This is a genomic window from Calditrichota bacterium (assembly GCA_013152715.1).
In the GTDB taxonomy this organism is placed as follows: domain Bacteria; phylum Zhuqueibacterota; class Zhuqueibacteria; order Thermofontimicrobiales; family Thermofontimicrobiaceae; genus 4484-87.
The window spans coordinates 1-19,197 of the sequence record JAADFU010000158.1; the positions used below are offsets into that span (position 1 = coordinate 1).

Here is a 19,197-nt window from a genome sequence, read left to right on the forward strand (position 1 = left end):
AGCCAACATCGGCTATAACATCGTGGATTTTTACAATGTGGAGCCATTTTATGGCACAAATGATGATTTCAAACAATTCGTGCAAACGGCTCACGACATGGGACTGCGCGTCATTTTAGATGTGACACCAAATCACAGCAGCCGCTCGCATCCAATCGCGCTGGACGTGCGTTCCAAACGAAAATTCAGCCGCTACTACGATTTTTATCAACACGAAATTATTCAGCACAATGACAATGGTCTGGGGCAATGCATTTCCAACGACGGAATTGTTTACTACTGCGGTTTTTCAGATGCACTGCTGAATTGGAACTGGTCTGACGATGAAGCCAGACAATACATGCTGGATGTTTACACTTACTGGCTGCGAGAATTTGACATCGACGGTTTTCGTTTTGATGTTTACTGGGGGCCTCACCGCCGCTATGGCAGAGAAAATTTTGACCAACCATTGCGTCAGGCGCTGCGTGCCACAAAAGCAGATATTTTGCTACTTGGCGAAACTCATGGTACCGGATCAGGAACAGAACTCCTTTATGGCGATCGCGACGGCGGAGTGGACTTGGCTTATGACTGGTCTCTGAAAGATGCGATTTGGGGATTTCCTTCCATCAGCACTTTAAATTCCAGGCTTTATAATTCAGGTTTTCGTCCCGGACCCAATTCATTTTACCTTCGATTTCTGGAAAACCAGGATGAAGATCGTGTGGCATATCGCTATCGCAGCGTTGAAAAAACCATTCCGGTTTCCACTGCTATTTTTATGGCAACGGGTATCCCCCTGCTCTATCAGGGACAGGAAGTCGGCATGGGCTACGGCATGGGCGGCGACAAAGATTACCGTGTTCGCTCAACTGTCAACTGGCACAATCCTCCGGCGGAAATTCTGGCTGGACATTATCAGAAATTAACTCAAATTCGTGCGCAATTCCCCGCTTTCCGCCGACAAATGGAAGACACGAACGGCGACGGCAATATCGACAGCATGGATAAAAACATGCAGCCGGTGCTGAGCGCCACGTCTTCTGCTATTTACGCTTTTGGCAGACCCAACCGGGATTCAAACGGATTGGTCGTCATGAATTTCAGCGGTCAGCCTGTCTCTTTTGAGCTCAATGTACAACCAGCCAGTTGGACGGAATTCAGCGGAGGTTTTTCTTCCGAAGAAACTTACTATCTGAATGATTTGTATCACGACACATCTCAAATGCTGACTGGCGCAGAACTGGAAAAATTGACTTTATGGATAGACAGCTATCAGGTGGCAATTTTTACGATTAGTACTAAGGAAGAGCACGTCCAACTGCCGCGGCTTTACGTTTCCGTCGATGAGAAAAATTTCGCTCCGGCGCCGTCGGATTTTCGGCTTTATCCGAATTATCCCAATCCGTTCAACCCAACAACGACAATTGAATACGATTTGCCGCAAACAACGCAAGTCACAGTGAATATTTTCAACATTCAGGGGCAAAAAATCCGTTCGCTTTTTTCGGGAAAACAAAATGCGGGAAAACATTTACTGCAGTGGGACGGTTTGACAGACACGGGAGAGCTGGCAACGAGCGGACTCTATTTTTGTCAAATTAAATCACCAGGCTGGACTGATTCGCGAAAAATGTTGATGATTCGCTAGAGGGAAGTTACCATGTGCCGCATGATCTTCGCCAGAGGAAAATTTGACACTGACACGCTCATCGACGATATGATTATCATGGCGCTTGACAAAAATGAGCGTCACGAAGAAAATGCCAAACAGCAATTTCGTCATGCGGATGGCTGGGGAGCTTGTTATTTACAGGACGGGGGGCTCGTCGTACACAAATCAGTGAGAGCTATTTTTGATGACCACAAAATAGACGAACTTCGTAATTTGGGAACGAATTTATTCATTTTGCACACCCGCCGAGCTTCACAGGGAAGCATCGATGGTAAAAACGTTCATCCTTTTGTAGCTGAACAAAACGGACAAAAGTACGTCTTCTTCCACAACGGCACAATTTTCGAAAAACTTACATTTTCAAAAAAGTTTCACCCGCAGGGGGCGACTGATTCGGAGAAATATTTTTTTTATTTGTTGGGCGATTCGCGCCATGAATTGAACGAAGTCTTTCTGCGTCAAAAATTGATCCGCCTGAACGATTTTTCCGGGGCAAATTTTATTTTGACTTCAGGAGAAAAAACATTCATCGCCAACTGGTACGCCACGAACCCTCGCTATTACACAATGAAAAAATTTTCTGAAAATTCAACCACAATTGTTTCTTCGGAAATTCTTCCCCACTACCGGGAAAAGAATTGGCAACTACCGGGAAAAGAATTGGCAACTTCTGAAAAACCATGATATTCTTGCCATTTAATTCCTGTGACTTCAAGACAAAATCAGTCAATTTTTTTGAAAACCACTAGTTTGTTCGTTCTCTGACCGAACTGGTGAATATTTTCCTCTCTTGTTGATGAAAATATCCCCCAATCATTAAACTCCCATCTTCGTCATTTTTTGCTAAATATTTGTTTTTAATAGCACGCATTGCTATATTTTTGTCTGGCATAAAATTTGAAAGAGGAACTAATAGAGAACCACTAAATAACAGGAGGAAATAAAATGGCTGCTCTAACAGGCTTAATCGCAAGTATCTGGAAGGGGGTGATTGGTTTGATTCGGCTCTCATTTTTTCTGCTGGTAATTTTGGTTTTTGCTTTTGCCTCGGGCTGGCTGGAAATCCGCTGCAATCCGGTAAAAATGCGGAAGGATGTCGAGCAGAGAATCCACGAATTCAAAGAAGCCCTTAGCACCCAAAATCAGGCCCATCAAAATTATGAATCCATTCCGCTTTTCCGGCAAGAGGGGAACTACGATCTCCTGGCGCACAAAGTTCGCGCAGGGGAACGGCTTGTTGATCTGGAAAAAGTTTATGGCACGGATTGGCGGGTGATTCAAAAAGTAAACAAGATTTCTAATCCGCGACGGCTTGTGGCAGGACAAATTGTTTTGATTCCTGTAAAAAAAGGATTCGGGTGAAGGCCGCTGTAATTGACATCAGTCATTTTCATGATATTTGATGCCGTAACGCCTGAGTTTTCGATGCAGATCGCTGCGGTCGATACCAGATAATCGCGCTGCGCGAGCGACAACTCCATCGGCCTGCTTCATCAATTGTTCGATGTACAGTTTCTCGAAATCGGCCTTCGCCTGACTCCACTTTTCTTGAAAAATTTCATTGTATCCGCTTCCGGAAACGATTTTGCCCGACACGTCTGGCGGCAAGTGATTAATTTCAATCGTTCCGTTCTCTTGATTGAAAAGCGCATTTTTTAAGATGATTTCCAATTCGCGAACATTCCCGGGATAGTCATACCTGAGCAGTGTTTTCACGGTTTCGTCGGAAATTTTCACATCATGGCCCGAGAGCATGAAATTTATTAAAAGCGGAATATCGGTTTTTCTTTCTCGCAAAGGCGGGACAGTGATTGTGAACGTTTTAATTCGATAATACAGATCCTCACGGAATTCTTTTGCCTTAATTTTCTTTTCCAAATCGCGATTGGTCGCCAAAATCACGCGAGTGTCCACATCAATGGGATCGCTGCTGCCCATGCGAATCAGTTTTTTCTCCTCCACCACACGCAGTAATTTGGCCTGCATCGCGGGGCTGATGTCGCCGATTTCGTCTAAAAAAAGCGTGCCCCGGTGGCACCTTTCAAAAAAGCCGATGCGAGTTTTTTCTGCTCCGGTAAAGGCGCCCTTTTCGTGACCGAACAATTCGCTCGCTAACAGATTTTCGTCAAATGTTGTGGCGTTGATTGCGCGAAAAATTTTATCGCGGCGGGGGCTGAACCAGTGCACCGCTCTAGCGACAAGTTCCTTGCCGGTTCCGCTCTCACCCAAAATCAGGATAGTTTCCTCGCTTTGAGCGAGCTTCTCGACGCGATCAAGTAGCGCGCGCATGACAGAACCTTTGTGAACAATCGCCTCGGCGGGATAGCGATGCATAATTTTTTTTCTAAAATGAGAGTTTCTCGATTGAATCAAAAATTGTTCATAAGCCGCTTTTACTTTCAATATCAGTAGCTTATTATCCACTGGTTTATCAATAAAATCAAACACTTTCGCCTGATACGCGCGACGAATATCGTCCGGCCTGCCGTAAGCGGTGATAAGCGTCACCATGGTTTCGGGAGAAATTTCTTTTATTTTTTGCAGCAACTTAATCCCATCCATGCCGGGCATTCTGACATCGAGCAAAGCAATGGGAAAAAATGTTTCCCGCACCTTTTCCAGCGCTTTTTTCCCGCTCGCGGCGCAGACCACCTGATACCCGGATTTATTGAGCAGAAGTTTAAAGATGGTTAAGTTGTCAGAATCGTCATCTACAGCAAGAATTTTCTTGTCAAACAGCATGGCAAGTCACGTTTTCTTTTGTGAACGTTTTAAGACTAACTTAATATTTTTTTGCAAAATAGCAATACTTTTTTTGTACTATTAAAAAAAATCCGCTAACACCGCGGCGGCAAAATTCTCAATGAATTGTCTTAAACGGCAATCCATCGAACAGCACGACCGCTTTTTCAGAAAAAATTCTGCGCCTCGCCCGATAAAAAAAGATCAGAGCGCCATGAAAACTCTCGACTGATCCATCCGAGCAAAAAATCAAACAACTTTGTTGGTTTCGACTTCTTCTATTCTGACGGCAGGCAATTGAACATAAACGCGAGTCCCTTTTTTCAATTCGCTTTCAATGGAAATTGCGCCCTGATGTTCGTTGATGATGCGCTGCGTCTCAAACAAACCGTAACCCATGGAATTATTTTTTGTCGAATAAAAAGGAATGAACAATCGCTCTTGAGTATCTTTGGACATGCCTTGGCCCGTGTCGCTGATTTGAATATGGATTCTCCCGTCCTTGTGATAAGCGTCTAACGATAATTTGCCGCCGTCGGGCATGGCTTCGATGGAATTTTTAACCAAATTCAGGAAAGCCTCTTTCAAATAAAACTCGTTGCCGCGAATGATGACCTTTTCCGGTTTGATTTTATTTTCCACCTCAATGTGTTGATTTTTAAACTCATAAGAAAGCAAATTAACGACGCCAGTCAAACTTTCCAGAATATTTACCTCAGAAAAATCTTTACGCCGACTTTTCCTCTTTGCGTAGTTTAGCAAATTGACAATAATTTGATTAGCCTCGGCGCAGCGCTGATCGATGGTGTGCAGAAGCTCAAAAGTTTCGTCTTTTTCATCTGTTTTTTCCATCAAATATTGCGCGCGGCTGCTGATTGTCCACAGCGAATTTTTAATGTAATGGCCGACGCTCGCCGCCAGCGAACCCAGCGACGCAAAATATCGCTCGTGTAACATGCGTCTTTTCGCCAATTCTCGCTCCATGGCGACTTCGACCGCCCGCACAATATCGTGATAGCCGGTAATTGGTTTTGTGAGATAATAGCTCACATCGCCACGCATTGCGCCCTGGACAAATCTCAGTTCCGAAGCCACAGAAAAAATGATAATCGGCAGATGCGGGAAACAACTTCTTATCTCTTTTAAAATTTCCAGGCCAACGGGCTTGTGATTTTCCAACAAGTCCAGAACAACAACATCAAATTCCCCGGTCAAAGCCTTTTTGAGCGCTTTATTTTTATCCGCGGTAATGACCGCGTCCCAGCCGAGCTTCTCAAATCCCTTCTTGATTTCCAAAAAGAGATTTTTTTGCTTGGTTTCTGCATTGTCATCCCAAAACAAAACTTTTATTTTTTTTTGAATGACCGACTCGAACCATAGCGGCATATTTTGTCCTTCCGTGTTCATATTCCACACCTCACGTTGTGTATTTTAACGGCATTGTAATTGTAAATTTCACTTTATCAGCATCCACATTTTCCGCCCGAATTTCCCCAAAATGGCGCTGCACGCACAGCCGGGCTAACGCCAATCCCAGGCCTATTCCTTTTTCCTCTTTCGTTCCTCTGACATAGGGATCAAAGATGGCCTCTTTTTTATTTTCAGGAATCAAAATCGTGGTGCGATTTTCAAAAGAAACCGTAATGTCATCTGATGAGCCTCCCTGACCTTCTGAAATGTCGATTTTCAAATAGCGCTGCGCTCTTGCTATTTTTTTTGAATATTTTGCTGCATTGCCTATGATCAAGCGGAATGCCAATTCTAATGTATCAGGATAACATTTAATTTTTGTTGTGGATTTTTTAAAATTCCCGTCGATATCGAGTTCCAGCCCCCTCGTTTTTTCGAGCACATTCAGGCTTTTTTCGACAAGACTCCGCACTGACCGAATTTCCAGATCTTGCGCCGGATTGAAGTATTCTTTGAATTTATCAAGAATCGAAAACTGGAAGCGAATGTTTTCATCGATATGATCCAGTAAATAGGGAGGAATTTCTTTACCGTCATCAATGTCCATTTTGATGAGATTGGCGCAGCTCTGAATCTCCTGAATTGGTTTAATAAATTCGTGGGAGAAATAGTTGATCATGGTCGTCAGGGTGGCGCTGCGATCATTGCGCGTAAGTTCTTCTTCTATTTTTGCCCGCTCCGCATACAACTGCATATTTTGGATGGAAATTGCCAGATAATCCGCGATGGTCTGAACAAACTCAATGTCTAACTCGTGAAAATCTCCTTTGCGGACGCTGTCGATAACCAGAGTCCCGATCACCTGACTGTTTTCATGCTGATCCTTGACGATCATCGGCATGACAACTTCCGCCTTGATTCGCGGGTCGTATTCGAAATAGGGATATTCATCAGGGTTGTCGCGCTGCAGTTCGCGGTGTTTGTCAACATCTTCAACAATTTGAATCTTTCTTGTTTTAATCGCTTGGCCGGAAACGCTGCCATTTAAAGGCAGGCGCAAGCCCACAAGATTTTTTTTCGGAGGCGTTGGTTTGCCATTGATGAACAAATCGCTGGTTTCCTTGACGACCAACTCTTTTTTTCCACCGTTGTCTTCCACCAAAACCAAATGAAAATTACGATTGTCTCGATCCAGCACATCCATCACGCGTTCCATGACCGGGTGAAACCACTCCGAGAACTCCCGTTTTTTTCCGCTCAACTGACCCGCCTGATAAAGCGTTTGCACTTGTTTTATTTTTTGTTCATAGTCGCTCGCTGTTGTAATCAAAATCGCTGCGGTTTTTGACAAAATAGTCAATATTTCGCGTTCGTCCTCGCTCAGATGAAATTCCTCGTCCCCCTCCAAGTAAAGTATGCCAACCGCGTCCCTTTTTGCGAGAATAGGAAGCGCCAGATTTTTGTTCGTATCTGAAAATTGCCAGTTTTTTTCTGAGATGGCTTTTCGAATGAAAATATTGTTCTTCATGCACATTTCGCAATCGATGTTGCGCTTCATGCATTTCACAGTGGGCGTTTTGAGCTCGTGGCTTAACGGATCAATGAGAAACAGGCAAATATTATTCACGTTTCCTATGGTGAGATTGGCGCAGCCATTGCGGATAATTTCCAATACGGAGCTAAGGCTGTAAGATTTTTCTATTGCATTTTGCAGAATTTTAATGTAGCGAACTCGAGTTTGATTTATCTTTTTCAAGCGATCCATCTGGTGAGATTTATCCAGCGCAATAATCACGCTGCCAACGAGAGCGGTGACATTCTGTTTGTGGACTTCAGTGAAATGATTTTTTTTATTGCTGTGAAGATCGATGACGCCAAGCGTTTTTCCGGTAGAAGTTTTCAGAGGAACGAGAAGAGCGGACTTTCGATTTTCTAAAATTTTCAGATACTTGGCATATCCTTTTTTCTGAATATTTTGGCGGCAGTATTTTTTGTGCGCTAGCATTCTTTTGTCAGAAGAAGTGTCGTCGATAATTAAACTTTTTCCGCTTTGAAACACCTCATTAGAATAGCCAATGTCCATGGGTTTGTGCTGAATTTCCGGAGGCGCGATGTCCTCGCCGTAATCAGCCACACGTTCCAAATGATTAGTTTCCTGGTTGTAAACTTTTAAATGACCGCCAGTGGCTTTGACTAATTTCACGCTCTGCTCCATAAGAGAATTGAGCAAACGATCCTGATCGTCCTCTTGCAGAATGATCTCACTGAGTTTGTCGATAAGTTTCAATTGTTCAATTTTTTGATTGCGATGATCAAAAATCCTCCGGTTCTCAATAGCGCTCATCACGTAATAAGCAAAAGTCTCAAACTGCTCCAAATATTCATTGCCGTATTCAAATTTCTGTTCGATGCGCAAAGTCACCATATCGGCGCAAAAAAGACCAAAAAGCTCCGATTCATAAGTTAAAGGAATGACCGCGTATGGCCCTTCAATTTTTAACAAGTCCCGATATTCCATTTTGAGCGTGCTGGCGTCGAAAACAAGAAATGGTTTTTTTTCAGCCAGAGCACGAAAAGTTTCGTCGTTGTCAACGATTTTCAAGTTGAGTTTCCCCGGATCAGGCCAGTGCGCCGGCGATGTTTTTTCCAACACAATGGCGTCTCCTGCTCTATTAATTCGATAAAAACGAACGCGCCGAAATCCCAAACAGAGTTGCATCGCCTCAATGATGCGATCAACGATGTCCTGAAAATCCACGCGAAGCAAGTTTTTGCTCAGCTCTTGCATAAAAATAAATAACAATGTGCGCCGCCAATGGCGCTTCGTGCCAAAAGGCAAATTTTCTTTTGCCCGCAGAAAGCGATCAATTTCTAAATCCCAACGCTGCCATAAATTGGTCAGCGAGACATTGCTCATACCGATTACCCCTTGCGTTGTTTTAAAGGAAATTATTTTTCGGATTCCAAACGCTGGAGCAGTTCCCGGATGATTTGCTTCTGTTGCTTCAATTGTGCCTTGCATGTGTGCAGATGCGAATGACGGATCATCAGATTCAAATCAGCCACGCGCTGATTCAGTAAATAGGCTAAAATATCAGTCGTTTGTTTATTTAATGTTAAATTCATACTAATCGCCCCTGTCTTTTCATAAAATGCAAAACAGTGGAAGCATATACAAATTCAATGCCACGCAGTGACGTTTCCCAATTTCTGTATTTTTAGATCTCATTACTGCTTGATTTTATTAGAATTACAAATATTTCCAAAATTCGCATTTCTCGCCGGAATATTTTTCTTTCAGTGTTCATTTGACAAGAATGTTGAAAATTTCCACCACTCAAGATGGAATTCTTTCCACAATTACAATGCACAAATCACGGTGCAACAAGCACTATTATCTCACTGCAAAGGCGCAAAGTTCGCAAAGAAAAAAACCAATTGTCGCTTTGCGTTCTTGGCGTCTCTGCGGTAATAAAAAGTCTTACAAAATGAAATATTTGTTCTAAAATTTATCCGGAGCGAAACATTTTTTTTATTATTTTATTGACTTTTTCAAATTTGTTAAATATATTGAACTAAATCATGCCAACATTTCCGTTAAATTTTAAGGAGGTTCAAGTTCATGAAACGTTCAATTCCTTTCTTCATGTTTTTCTTCCTTCTATTTTTTGTGTATCCCAATTTCGCGAAAGATTACCATCCGGCAAAAGGCTACCACGATTACAATCAGTTGACAAAAATCATCAAGGGTATTGCTGCCAAAAACAAAAAAATCGCCAGGTTAGTTTCCATCGGCAAGACCGGCGAAGGGCGCGACATCTGGGCGTTGCAAATTTCCGGGACCAAGGGCAAGAAGCCGGAAGAAAAACAGGCGTTGCTCATCTGCGGCAACATCGAAGGCGACCATGTGATTGGCAGCGAAGTCGCCGCTGGCGTTGCCGATTATTTAATTTCCGGTTACGGCTCAAATCCACAAATCACGGAGACGCTCGACAAAAGAACTTTTTACATTGTGCCGCGCCTGAATCCCGACGGCGCCGAGCTGTTTTTCGCCAGGACGCTTAGGGAAGATTCCCGCAATCGCACGCCGCGCGACGATGATTACGACTGGAAAACCGACGAAGATCCGCCGGAAGATTTGAACGGAGACGGCATGATTACCCTGATGCGCGTCAAAGACAAAGAGGGGGATTGGGTCATCGACAAAAAAGACCCGCGCCTCATGCGCAAAAAAGAAAAATCTTCGCCTGTTGATAGTCTTTACAAAATTTATCCCGAAGGCATTGACAACGATGGCGATGAATTGTACAACGAAGACGGCCGCGGCGGCTTCAATGTCGACCGTAATTTTCCTCAAAATTTTGGTTACAAAATCAAAGGTTTTCATGTTTATCCGGCGTCGGAAACTGAAACGCGCGCTATCATCGATTTTATGAATCGCTACCAGCAAGATGTCAAAACAGCCCCGCACAAAAACATCTGCGCCGTACTGCTTTTCTCCAAATTTGACAACCTCGCTGCCTCGCCCGGAATCGAAAGTGGCAAGCCGTCATTCCAGCAATTTAAAAAAAAGGGACAGTCGGAACAAGGAATGATGATGTTTCGGTTTGGCAGGCGATCCAGAGATAAATCTTCATCTCGTCAGCCGGCACGCGATCCGCAAGACAAAAAAACTCTCGATGATGATGTTCCGTTATTTAAATTCATCAGCGCCAAATACAAAGAGATCACAGGCATAAAACAAGCAGTTTCTCCAAAACCGGTCGGCTCCATGCTGGAATGGTCGTATTTTCAATACGGGGTTCCGACTTTTTCTGCCAATTTGTGGTCTCTGCGTGAGGCGAAGAAAGAAAAGTCTGATTCCACAAAAATGCACAAGAAACCTTCGGCCGGAAAAGCCAATCAATCGTTTAGCAAAGGAATGATGATGCAGCGTTTTGCCAGCCGTAAAGGGCAACAAAGCAATGACAACGCCGGCACTGATGAAAAATGGCTCAAATGGATCGACAAAGAAAATAACGGCGTCGGTTTTGTCAATTGGCAAAAATTCAATCACAAACAATTGGGCGAAGTGGAAATTGGCGGATTCTACCCTTACATTCGTGTAAATCCACCCGCCGACCAAATCGATTCGCTCAGCAAAAAGCACGCTGAATTTGCATTATTTCTGGCGTCACAATTTGCCGAAATTACCCTGGATAAGCCTACCGTCGAGAAAATGTCAAACAATTTGTACCGTGTGAAAACCAAAATTCACAATTCGGGCAATCTCCCTTATGCCTGTGCCGCGGGTCTCAAATCGCGCAATATTTCTCCGATCATGTTGCAACTAAAATTTTCCGACGATAAAAAGATGAAATTATTTGGTGGGTCCAAGCGAATCGACACGAGAAATTTGGCGCCAAAAGCAGAGAAAAAAGTCGAATGGGTCATTATTTCTCCCGCCGGAAAAACCGTTGAACTCAAGTTGTGGGCGCGCAACGGCGGCGGCACGATGATTAAAAAAGTGGTTTTGAAATAATTTTGCGGTACATTTCTCATCCTGCAAATAAACGGAGGATCACATAAAATGAAAGTTCATTTCAATAAAAAGTTGACAATTACTATTTTCGTTTTTCTTTTCATATCAGTGGCCTATTCTTTGTCCATTGCGCAAACTTATTTCCCGCGCACCTGGAAATCGAGAAAAGTAAATCTGCAATTCAATCGTTACTACGACTGGGCGCAGATGGAACAGGCGCTGCGCACGCTGGAAAAAGCTTATCCGAAATTTCTGAAATTGCGCTCCATCGGAAAATCCTACATGGGCAGAGAAATGTGGTACATGACCATCAACAACCCTGACACCGGGGACGAGATGGACAAGGTTGCTATGTACATCGACGCCAACATTCATGGCAACGAAATTCAGGGCGGCGAGGTTTGTCTGTACACAATCTGGTATTTGATGGAAAATTACAACTACAACCCGGACGTGAAAAAATTAGTCGACGAGCGCGTTTTTTACATTTTCCCGTCTGTAAATCCGGACGGCAGAGACTACTGGCTGCACACCGGCGGCTCGGCGCGCTCGCGACAATTTCCTTACGATAATGACAACGACGGCCTTTACGACGAAGATGGCCCCGAAGACCTGGATGGCGACGGAGAAATCGGCTCCATGTTCATCAAAGTCAAGCCCGGCGAAGGAACCTATCGCCTGAACGACAAGGGCGACGGACTGGTGCCCATCAAGAAAAATATCGAAGGGAAACCGGACGAAGTCGGCGATTACAAATATGTTGGCAGCGAAGGCATCGACAACGACGGCGACGGCAGAATTAACGAGGATGGCCCCGGAGGAACCGACCCGAATCGGGATTTTGGCTCCTACTGGCAGCCGAAAAATATTCAGGGCGGCGCCGGCGATTATCCGTTTACCTGGGTGGAATCGCAGCACACAAGAGATTTTCTCTACGCGCATCCCAATATTGCCGCAGGGCAAGCGTTTCACAATTCCGGCGGAATGATATTGCGCAGTCCGGGCGCCGCATTGCACGGTGAGTACAAAAGCGCGGACCTCGCTGTGTACGACGCCATTGGCAAAGAAGGCGAAAAAATACTTGAAGGTTATCGCTATATCGTCATCTGGAGCGGCTTGTACACAGTTTGGGGCGGATTCACCGATTTCATGCATGACCTGCTTGGAATTTACACCTTTTCCAATGAATTATGGACTTCTCGCTCCGATTTGAACCACGACAAAAAGATTTCCGACGACGAAAGGAAATTCTTCAACCGTTTTATCGACTGGAATAACACGGTAGTTCCCATGCATGAAATCGATCACCCGACATTGGGAAAAGTCATCATCAACAAAGATGAAACAAAACTGAGCGGACGCGTTCCGCCGGCATGGCTCCTGGAAGAGCTCTGTCACAGGAACATGGCGTTTTGTTTGTATCATGCTTACAACATGCCGCTGCCCAAAATTAAAAAAGTTGAAAAGAAAAAAATTGCCGGCAATCTGACAAAACTCAAAGTGACCATTTACAACGAACGTCTTGAACCGACCATGTCCGCTGCGGCGATTGAAAACAAAGTCCAGCGGCCTGATATTTTGTCAATTGACGGCAACGTGAAAGTTCTGGCAGCAGGAAAAAATAAGTCATCTCGTCTGTCGCAAGTCCCGGCGCGCTACCGCCGTTACTTTTTGCGCGCCGAAGATACCGATGTGAATTACATCGACCAAAAAGACCTGAAAAACCTCCGCCTTTACAACGGCATTCCCGGAAAAGCGGAAGTGGAATACGATTTCCTGATCGAAGGAAAAGGGAAAATCAAGGTCAAATTGGATTGCCAGAAAGGCGGGAAAGATGAGAAGGTGATTACATTGTAAATTATTAATTTTTTCGATGTTTGAAAATTTTATTAAAAAAGGGCTCGGCAGAATCTGGCGCATCTTGCCCATGGTTTCTGAAGAGCCCTTTAATTTTTTTTTTAAATTCCACGCTGACAGTGAAGCAAAAAATCACTCGTAGCCCTAAACGAAAAATGTTAAACATCCATCAGCGCAATGGCGATGATTTCTTTGTTTTCCAACGCATACTTCAACAGCGCATTTTTCCCGGATAAATTCAATTTCTCACAAATATTTGCCCGATGGTGTTCGACAGTTTTGGGGCTGATAAATAACTTTTTCGAAATTTCCGCGGTGGTGTAGTCTTCCGCAATTAATTTGATGACTTTTTGCTCCGTTTTAGTCAGCTTAAATTGAAAAATATCTTGCAAAGTTTTGTTATCAGCGCTGTTGTTCAAAATTCGAGACGTCAAAGCGGGGCTAATAAAAGTTTGTCCGTTTATCGCTTTTTCCACGGCAAGAATGATGTCGTCCACGGCGCTTTCTTTGAGGACAAACCCCCTGATGCCGTACGAAGCCGCCCGGCTGAAAAGCAGCTCGTCATCGTGCATGGTGAGAATGATTACAGCCACAGGCAGCCGGTGTTCGTGAATATGTTTCGCTAATTCAAGGCCATTTCTGTACGGCATGCTGATGTCAAGAATTGCAATGTCCGGAGATTTTGCCAAAATTAAATCGAGAGCTTCCTGTCCATCTTTTGCCTCATCAACGATCTCCCAGTCAGGCATTTCACTGAGAAGCTCGCGCAATCCTTTCAAAAATAGCGGATGGTCGTCAGCAATCAAAATGTTTATTTGGTTTTTTTGATTTGACATTTTAACTTACTATTTTAAATAAAGTTACAAATTTTTTATTGTAACTATTCAGGTGTGGATATTCTGGAAGCCGCTGAAGCGGCTCTTAGCTTGCAAAATTGATTTACAAGCACCACGATGAACAGGCTGTCTAAAAACTATGTCCATTAATAGCTTTTATGCTGTATTGTTTTCTTTGAACGTGTCTATATGTAGGGAATGCAAATTTGCATTCTACTTTTCGGACAGCCTGTTCAGCATGGTGGTATAATCTAAGCTAAAAAGCAAATAGCTGCTTCAGCAGCTTACCAAATGATAAATAGACGACTAAAACTGAATAGTTACTTTTTATTTTAAAATGAGTTGTAATTTAAACCCAAAAGATGCGCAGGCATCAAGGTTTTTATTATCATTCCTTCCGTGGCTGAAGAGAGTTACAGAATTATTCTCTGATGGGAATCTGGATCGTAATTTCCGTTCCCGTCGCTGAATTTGATTTAATTTTCAGCTTCCCATTTAAAATTTCCACTCGTTCTTTGATGTCTGAAAACCCGATCCCTTTGGCAGTCTCTTTGACCCGTCCATAATCAAAGCCAACGCCATCGTCCGTAATGATCATTTTGATGAATCGCTCGGAACGACGAATTTCGATGCGCGCGTTTTTTGCCTTCGAATGTTTTAAAATATTATTCAAAATTTCCTGAGCAATTCGATACACATTAATCTCGTATTCTTTCGGCAATAAACCGTTAATTTTATCAATCCTATAGCTAAATCGAATCTCCGTTGACGCTCCCATTTTTTTTATCATGTGTCTGATGCAATCGGTCAGCCCTAAACTATCCAATTGATAAGGATGCAAATCAAATGCGATTTGCCGAATATTTGAAATCGCCTCAGCAGCGACAGAGTTGATTTGCAGCAGACGTTCCTGATTAAATTTTGCTTCATTTTTGAGTAGCAGATTCGCTTGATTTTTGATCAGCAGCAAATCCTGACCAAGGCTATCGTGCAATTCGGCCGCGATCCTCTTTCGTTCCCTCTCCTGATTTTCAATCAATGCGCGGGTGAAAAGACGCTGGGCTTCGGATTCTTTTCGTAATAATGCAAAACGGTGATTGATATTGTAGTAAATTATCACAGCGAACAAAAAAATTACTGTAATTTTGAAATATAGCGTTTGCCAGAAGGGGGGGGTAATATAAATAGAAAGAGAATCTCCCTTTTCATTCCAGAAACCATCGTTATTTGAACCGATCACTCGAAAAGTGTATTTTCCTGGCGGAACATTTTTGTACGTCACCCTTCGAAGCGTTGTTGTCTCCTGCCATTCACGATCGTATCCTTCAAGCCGATACAAATATTTATTTTTGACGGCATTAATGAAATTCAGGGCGACAAATTCAATAATGAATGAATTCATTTTATAATTCAATTTCACCGATGATGTGAACATGATATTTTGATTGAAATCGCTCTTTGCATGTAAAATTTCAAAGCCTGTGATATAAACCGGTGGAACGAAGTGATTTTGTTTTAATATTTCAGGGCTAAAATAGGAAAATCCGTTGATGCCGCCAAAAAACATTAATCCATTTTTGGCCTTATAACAGGAATTGTTTTCAAAATTTGTTCCGTGCAAACCATCGCCGATGCCAAAATTGATGAATTCTTCTTTGAAAGGATCAAATCTAGAAATACCATTATCTGTGCTAATGTATAGAAATCCGTTTTTATCCTCGAGAATTCCCTTAATATGATTGGACACAAGTCCGTCAGCCGTAGTGAACAGGCGCAGAGTTGCCGTTTTTTCATCATAGCGATAAAGGCCAAATTCTTCTGTGCCGATCCAAAGCAAGTTCTGTGAATCGCGAAATAAAATAGCGATGATCTTTTTCAGCCTTTCGCTTTTAAAAGAATCCGGCAACAGAGGATGAAACTTCAACGCGGCAACATCGCCAACCATGACGCCTCTGCTTGTACCGATGTAAATCCGGTTATTTTGACCAAGCAAAATTGAAGAGATGAGCACGGTTTCGCCCTGATACCCTGTTGTTTTAATTTCCACTTTTTCAAATGTTTCTTTATCAGGAAAAAATCGATACAACTCACCCGTTGCTGTAATTATCCACAAAATTCTTTTTTTATCTCTGGCCATTCCAAGGAAGATGCTTCCGCCTGGTTTGTGATTTTTAGGTAATTGCGGCTGATATAGTCGGAATTTATAAGTATCAGTTTCCATGCGATAAAGTCCCTTATTTGTCGCAAGCCACAAAATTTGAGCATCTCGATCCGGATAAATTGTATTAATGTTTGAGCCCCTGATAGCGTCTATCTTTTTACAACGTTCTTTATGACTTATTTGAAAATTATTTGAAAAATCAAACTCATACAACCCTGTTGTCGCACCCACGAAAAGAATTTGCTTTTTGTCATCGTAGTAGAAAGAACGCACGTTATTAAAATGAACCGTATTTTTCTTTATTTTGCTAAACTTATAAGGTGTAAATTTCCATTTTTGAGGCTGAAAAATATTAATCCCTCCCGCATGTGTTCCCACCCAGAAAGAACCGCCAGTATCCTCAAAGAAAGACAAAACCAGATTGCTGCTGATGCTTTCGGGATCATTTTCATTGTTTCGATAACCTGCCAAATGGTTACTTTTTTTATCATACCAGAGCAGCCCACCTCCCCAGGTACCAACCCAGATTGTATTATGAGAATCACAAAAAACTTTTACAATGTGAAAATTTCCCAGACCATTTCTTTTGTTCAAATTAATCAACTTCGTTTGGTTGGTCTCATTTAAATTTATGACATAGATTCCTTGGTTGTAGGTTCCTATCCACAGGTTATGATTTTCGTCTTCGGTAATTGACCAGATGTCGCAATTTTCCAATTCGCGAAAATGATCTTCACCAGAAAGTCGATGAAAAGTTTTTGAGTCAGTGTCAAAATAAAAAAGCCCGCAAAAACGAGTGCCAACCCATAGTTTTTTTTTGCTATCAAAAGATAAACATCTGATGAAATTTTTGTGCCGGCTATTGGGCTTGTTGTCGCTAAACAAAAATTTATCAAATGTTTTGTTTTCAATATTAAATAAATTCAATCCCCCGCTTGCTGGTGCCAACCAAATTCTTCCAGCCTCATCCTCCACGATGTCCCAGATTTCGTTGTCACTGATGCTATTGCTGTTATTTTCATCGTGCAAAAATCGGGAAAATCTCCCTGTTCTCTTATCAAAAATATTCAATCCACCTTTATCTGTGCCGATTAAAATCAATTCATCGCCGGAATATTCAATGATACATCGGATAAAATTGTCGCTCAGGCTGTTCTCGTTTTGCGGCTCCATTTTGTAGGTTTTGAAATTGTACCCATCATAACGAAAGAGGCCTCCCTTTGTCCCGATCCAGATAAATCCCTGTCTGTCCTGAAGAAAACATGTCACGCTGTTTTCGCTCATGTTTTCGCTCGGAAAAATATGGTCAAATTTTAAGCTGTTCTGGTAGGTATTCTGAGCCGCTGCATGAAAACACACGAAAAGGCTCAACAAAAATATTTTCAGAATTGTGACTGGTTTCATGGGGATTCTTTTCACAGAAAAGTTCTGTGCATTTGCCTGCAATATATTTTAAAATAACAGTTTTTTTTGAATGATGCAAGAATTTTCTGATAAGTGTGGGGGTTTCCCCCCAGAAAAAATAGGGGGTAATACCGATTGATTAATTGGAATGAAATAGCGATATTGAACAGCAGGAATCAAATCCCTAATAGAATCCCTATTTTCAGGATTATTATGATTAACTTTTCCCAAAAAAGAATGGTTATTCTGAAGCGTCAATTATTATTCTTTCTGATTCTCATTGCTTACAATTGCGGCAATCGAAATGCTGACGCTATTCAGCGCGCCTATCGATCCGATTTTTATACACCAGAAATAAAAGTTGACTATTTGCGGGGAAAGGTCGATTCTGTCAATATCCCCGAAGGCAAAATTATCATCACTTGTTTTCGTTTTGAATCAAAGCAACCAGTGAAAATCCGGGAAAGGGAAAAATACCGAAAAATCGATCCCGCAGCAATTTTTGATTTTTTGACTAAAAAATCGGTGATGGAAAAAAAAGATGTCGAACTCCTGTTAGCGCATAAACGCGATTTGAGTTGTCTTCTTTTTGAGAAAAAAATTCCCTCAAGTATTTCTGCCTCTGCTTTATATACTCGAATTGTGACTGAAAAAAAATGGATCATCTTATGGCCAAAAGGAAAAACATATTTTGTAATTCACCTGAGAAAGGAAAAATATTTTTTCCGAAAATAGGTCTTTCCCGTCTGCTGTCCTATCAAGTTAGCAAAAAATATTCAATTAGACAATTCATTGTTCTTTTGATTTAGCTAAAGTTATTAACAAAAAATGAGGTGGCAAAATGAAAGCAAAATTTGTTGTGACGCTTATTTTCATTTGTGCGGTAGTGCCCTTTGTGGCATACGGGTTTCCCGGCACAAACATACCGTCGCAGCCTGTCGAAAGCGCAACAGGCCCGGAATATGTGAATTTTTCTTTACTGGGAAAAATCGCTGATCGTCATGCTCAAAATATCTGGGGAGAAAATATCAGTAGAGGAAAACCATTGTTCCTTGTGGATATGTCCGGGAAATTAGTTGCTTATGTTTTTCCATTTGTTTTGAATGATAAGGATTTCCCTGAATTTAAAAGGATTTTTAACAATGTCCGTGATGCGCGAAATTCAGACCGAACAAAAAGATCACAAAACAATTTTTCAGAACTGTGCAAAAAATTTGGCTCAGTTTACGTGTCGGCCACGAAGAAAAACTATCCCATCCCACGAGTGGACCATTCTCTCCACGCCTACTTTTTGAACGGTGAATTAGCACAACAAAAGGCAAACGACTTTTTTGGTCGACAAGCAGAGCTGCGACATCTTGTTCTTGCTAACTCTTGCGACCAATATTTTGAATTCTCCGCCGGAGACAGAACAGTTTTCATCAACGCTTATTCTCTTGAAATTGTAACTCCGGAACAGATCCATGCCATTGATTTCAATTCAACAAAAGACCCGATTCTTGAAAAACTGATCGCATCAAGCTGGCTTGATGCGGAAATAAAAGTCTCTGTCGGCGTCGATGACAGAGAACAAGCCAAAACTCTCACCAAAAAATTAATCGATCACATC

The 19,197-nt window shown here is 42.3% G+C and carries 13 protein-coding genes; 7 read left to right on the forward strand and 6 right to left on the reverse strand.

Features of this window, described 5'->3' with window-relative positions:
* The 3 genes from GXO74_12175 to GXO74_12185 form a co-directional block, all read left to right on the forward strand.
* Positions 1–1,633 (forward strand): T9SS type A sorting domain-containing protein (locus GXO74_12175; protein ID NOZ62424.1); only part of this gene is annotated, 1,633 nt, incomplete at its 5' end.
* A 12-nt stretch (positions 1,634–1,645) separates the two neighbouring features.
* Positions 1,646–2,341, forward strand: coding sequence for a hypothetical protein (locus GXO74_12180; GenBank protein NOZ62425.1), 696 nt, complete (start codon positions 1,646–1,648; stop codon positions 2,339–2,341).
* Between the two features lie 261 nt (positions 2,342–2,602).
* A complete protein-coding gene (locus GXO74_12185; GenBank protein ID NOZ62426.1) occupies positions 2,603–3,019 on the forward strand; it encodes a LysM peptidoglycan-binding domain-containing protein in 417 nt (138 codons plus the stop codon).
* An 18-nt stretch (positions 3,020–3,037) separates the two neighbouring features.
* Here the strand turns inward: GXO74_12185 and GXO74_12190 are convergent, their stop codons facing one another.
* The 4 genes from GXO74_12190 to GXO74_12205 all read right to left on the reverse strand — a co-directional run bounded on the left by GXO74_12190 (position 3,038) and on the right by GXO74_12205 (position 8,935).
* A complete protein-coding gene (locus GXO74_12190; protein NOZ62427.1) occupies positions 3,038–4,399 on the reverse strand; it encodes a sigma-54-dependent Fis family transcriptional regulator in 1,362 nt (453 codons plus the stop codon).
* A gap of 249 nt (positions 4,400–4,648) precedes the next feature.
* Entirely contained in the window at positions 4,649–5,806 is a 1,158-nt protein-coding gene (locus tag GXO74_12195) for a hybrid sensor histidine kinase/response regulator (GenBank protein ID NOZ62428.1), read from the reverse strand.
* 10 nt (positions 5,807–5,816) lie between these two features.
* A complete protein-coding gene (locus tag GXO74_12200; protein NOZ62429.1) occupies positions 5,817–8,726 on the reverse strand; it encodes a GAF domain-containing protein in 2,910 nt (969 codons plus the stop codon).
* Between the two features lie 32 nt (positions 8,727–8,758).
* A complete protein-coding gene (locus tag GXO74_12205; GenBank protein NOZ62430.1) occupies positions 8,759–8,935 on the reverse strand; it encodes a hypothetical protein in 177 nt (58 codons plus the stop codon).
* Positions 8,936–9,431: 496 nt separating this feature from the next.
* Between GXO74_12205 and GXO74_12210 the strand changes: the two genes are divergently transcribed.
* Positions 9,432–11,330, forward strand: coding sequence for a hypothetical protein (locus tag GXO74_12210; protein NOZ62431.1), 1,899 nt, complete (start codon positions 9,432–9,434; stop codon positions 11,328–11,330).
* 48 nt (positions 11,331–11,378) lie between these two features.
* Positions 11,379–13,187, forward strand: coding sequence for a peptidase M14 (locus tag GXO74_12215; GenBank protein NOZ62432.1), 1,809 nt, complete (start codon positions 11,379–11,381; stop codon positions 13,185–13,187).
* Between the two features lie 158 nt (positions 13,188–13,345).
* On the opposite strand, the gene GXO74_12220 is transcribed toward GXO74_12215, so the two are convergent.
* The gene (locus GXO74_12220) at positions 13,346–14,023 is read right to left on the reverse strand and encodes a response regulator transcription factor (protein NOZ62433.1); all 678 of its coding nucleotides are present in this window, start codon (positions 14,021–14,023) and stop codon (positions 13,346–13,348) included.
* Positions 14,024–14,444: 421 nt separating this feature from the next.
* Positions 14,445–17,588: a hypothetical protein gene (locus GXO74_12225; GenBank protein ID NOZ62434.1), complete on the reverse strand. Its 3,144-nt coding sequence runs from the start codon at positions 17,586–17,588 to the stop codon at positions 14,445–14,447.
* Between the two features lie 237 nt (positions 17,589–17,825).
* On the opposite strand from GXO74_12225, the gene GXO74_12230 reads away from it, so the two are divergent.
* The gene (locus GXO74_12230; GenBank protein ID NOZ62435.1) at positions 17,826–18,323 is read left to right on the forward strand and encodes a hypothetical protein; all 498 of its coding nucleotides are present in this window, start codon (positions 17,826–17,828) and stop codon (positions 18,321–18,323) included.
* A gap of 106 nt (positions 18,324–18,429) precedes the next feature.
* Positions 18,430–19,197: hypothetical protein (locus tag GXO74_12235; protein NOZ62436.1), on the forward strand; the 768-nt coding region annotated here is incomplete at its 3' end.

What these genes read in the sequence shown, in the direction of transcription:
- GXO74_12180 (NOZ62425.1), top strand. Translation starts at nt 1,646, where the DNA reads ATGTGCCGCATGATCTTCGCCAGAGGAAAATTTGACACTGACACGCTC.
- GXO74_12185 (NOZ62426.1), top strand. Translation starts at nt 2,603, where the DNA reads ATGGCTGCTCTAACAGGCTTAATCGCAAGTATCTGGAAGGGGGTGATT.
- GXO74_12190 (NOZ62427.1), bottom strand. Translation starts at nt 4,399, where the DNA reads ATGCTGTTTGACAAGAAAATTCTTGCTGTAGATGACGATTCTGACAAC.
- GXO74_12195 (NOZ62428.1), bottom strand. Translation starts at nt 5,806, where the DNA reads ATGAACACGGAAGGACAAAATATGCCGCTATGGTTCGAGTCGGTCATT.
- GXO74_12200 (NOZ62429.1), bottom strand. Translation starts at nt 8,726, where the DNA reads ATGAGCAATGTCTCGCTGACCAATTTATGGCAGCGTTGGGATTTAGAA.
- GXO74_12205 (NOZ62430.1), bottom strand. Translation starts at nt 8,935, where the DNA reads ATGAATTTAACATTAAATAAACAAACGACTGATATTTTAGCCTATTTA.
- GXO74_12210 (NOZ62431.1), top strand. Translation starts at nt 9,432, where the DNA reads ATGAAACGTTCAATTCCTTTCTTCATGTTTTTCTTCCTTCTATTTTTT.
- GXO74_12215 (NOZ62432.1), top strand. Translation starts at nt 11,379, where the DNA reads ATGAAAGTTCATTTCAATAAAAAGTTGACAATTACTATTTTCGTTTTT.
- GXO74_12220 (NOZ62433.1), bottom strand. Translation starts at nt 14,023, where the DNA reads ATGTCAAATCAAAAAAACCAAATAAACATTTTGATTGCTGACGACCAT.
- GXO74_12225 (NOZ62434.1), bottom strand. Translation starts at nt 17,588, where the DNA reads ATGAAACCAGTCACAATTCTGAAAATATTTTTGTTGAGCCTTTTCGTG.
- GXO74_12230 (NOZ62435.1), top strand. Translation starts at nt 17,826, where the DNA reads ATGGTTATTCTGAAGCGTCAATTATTATTCTTTCTGATTCTCATTGCT.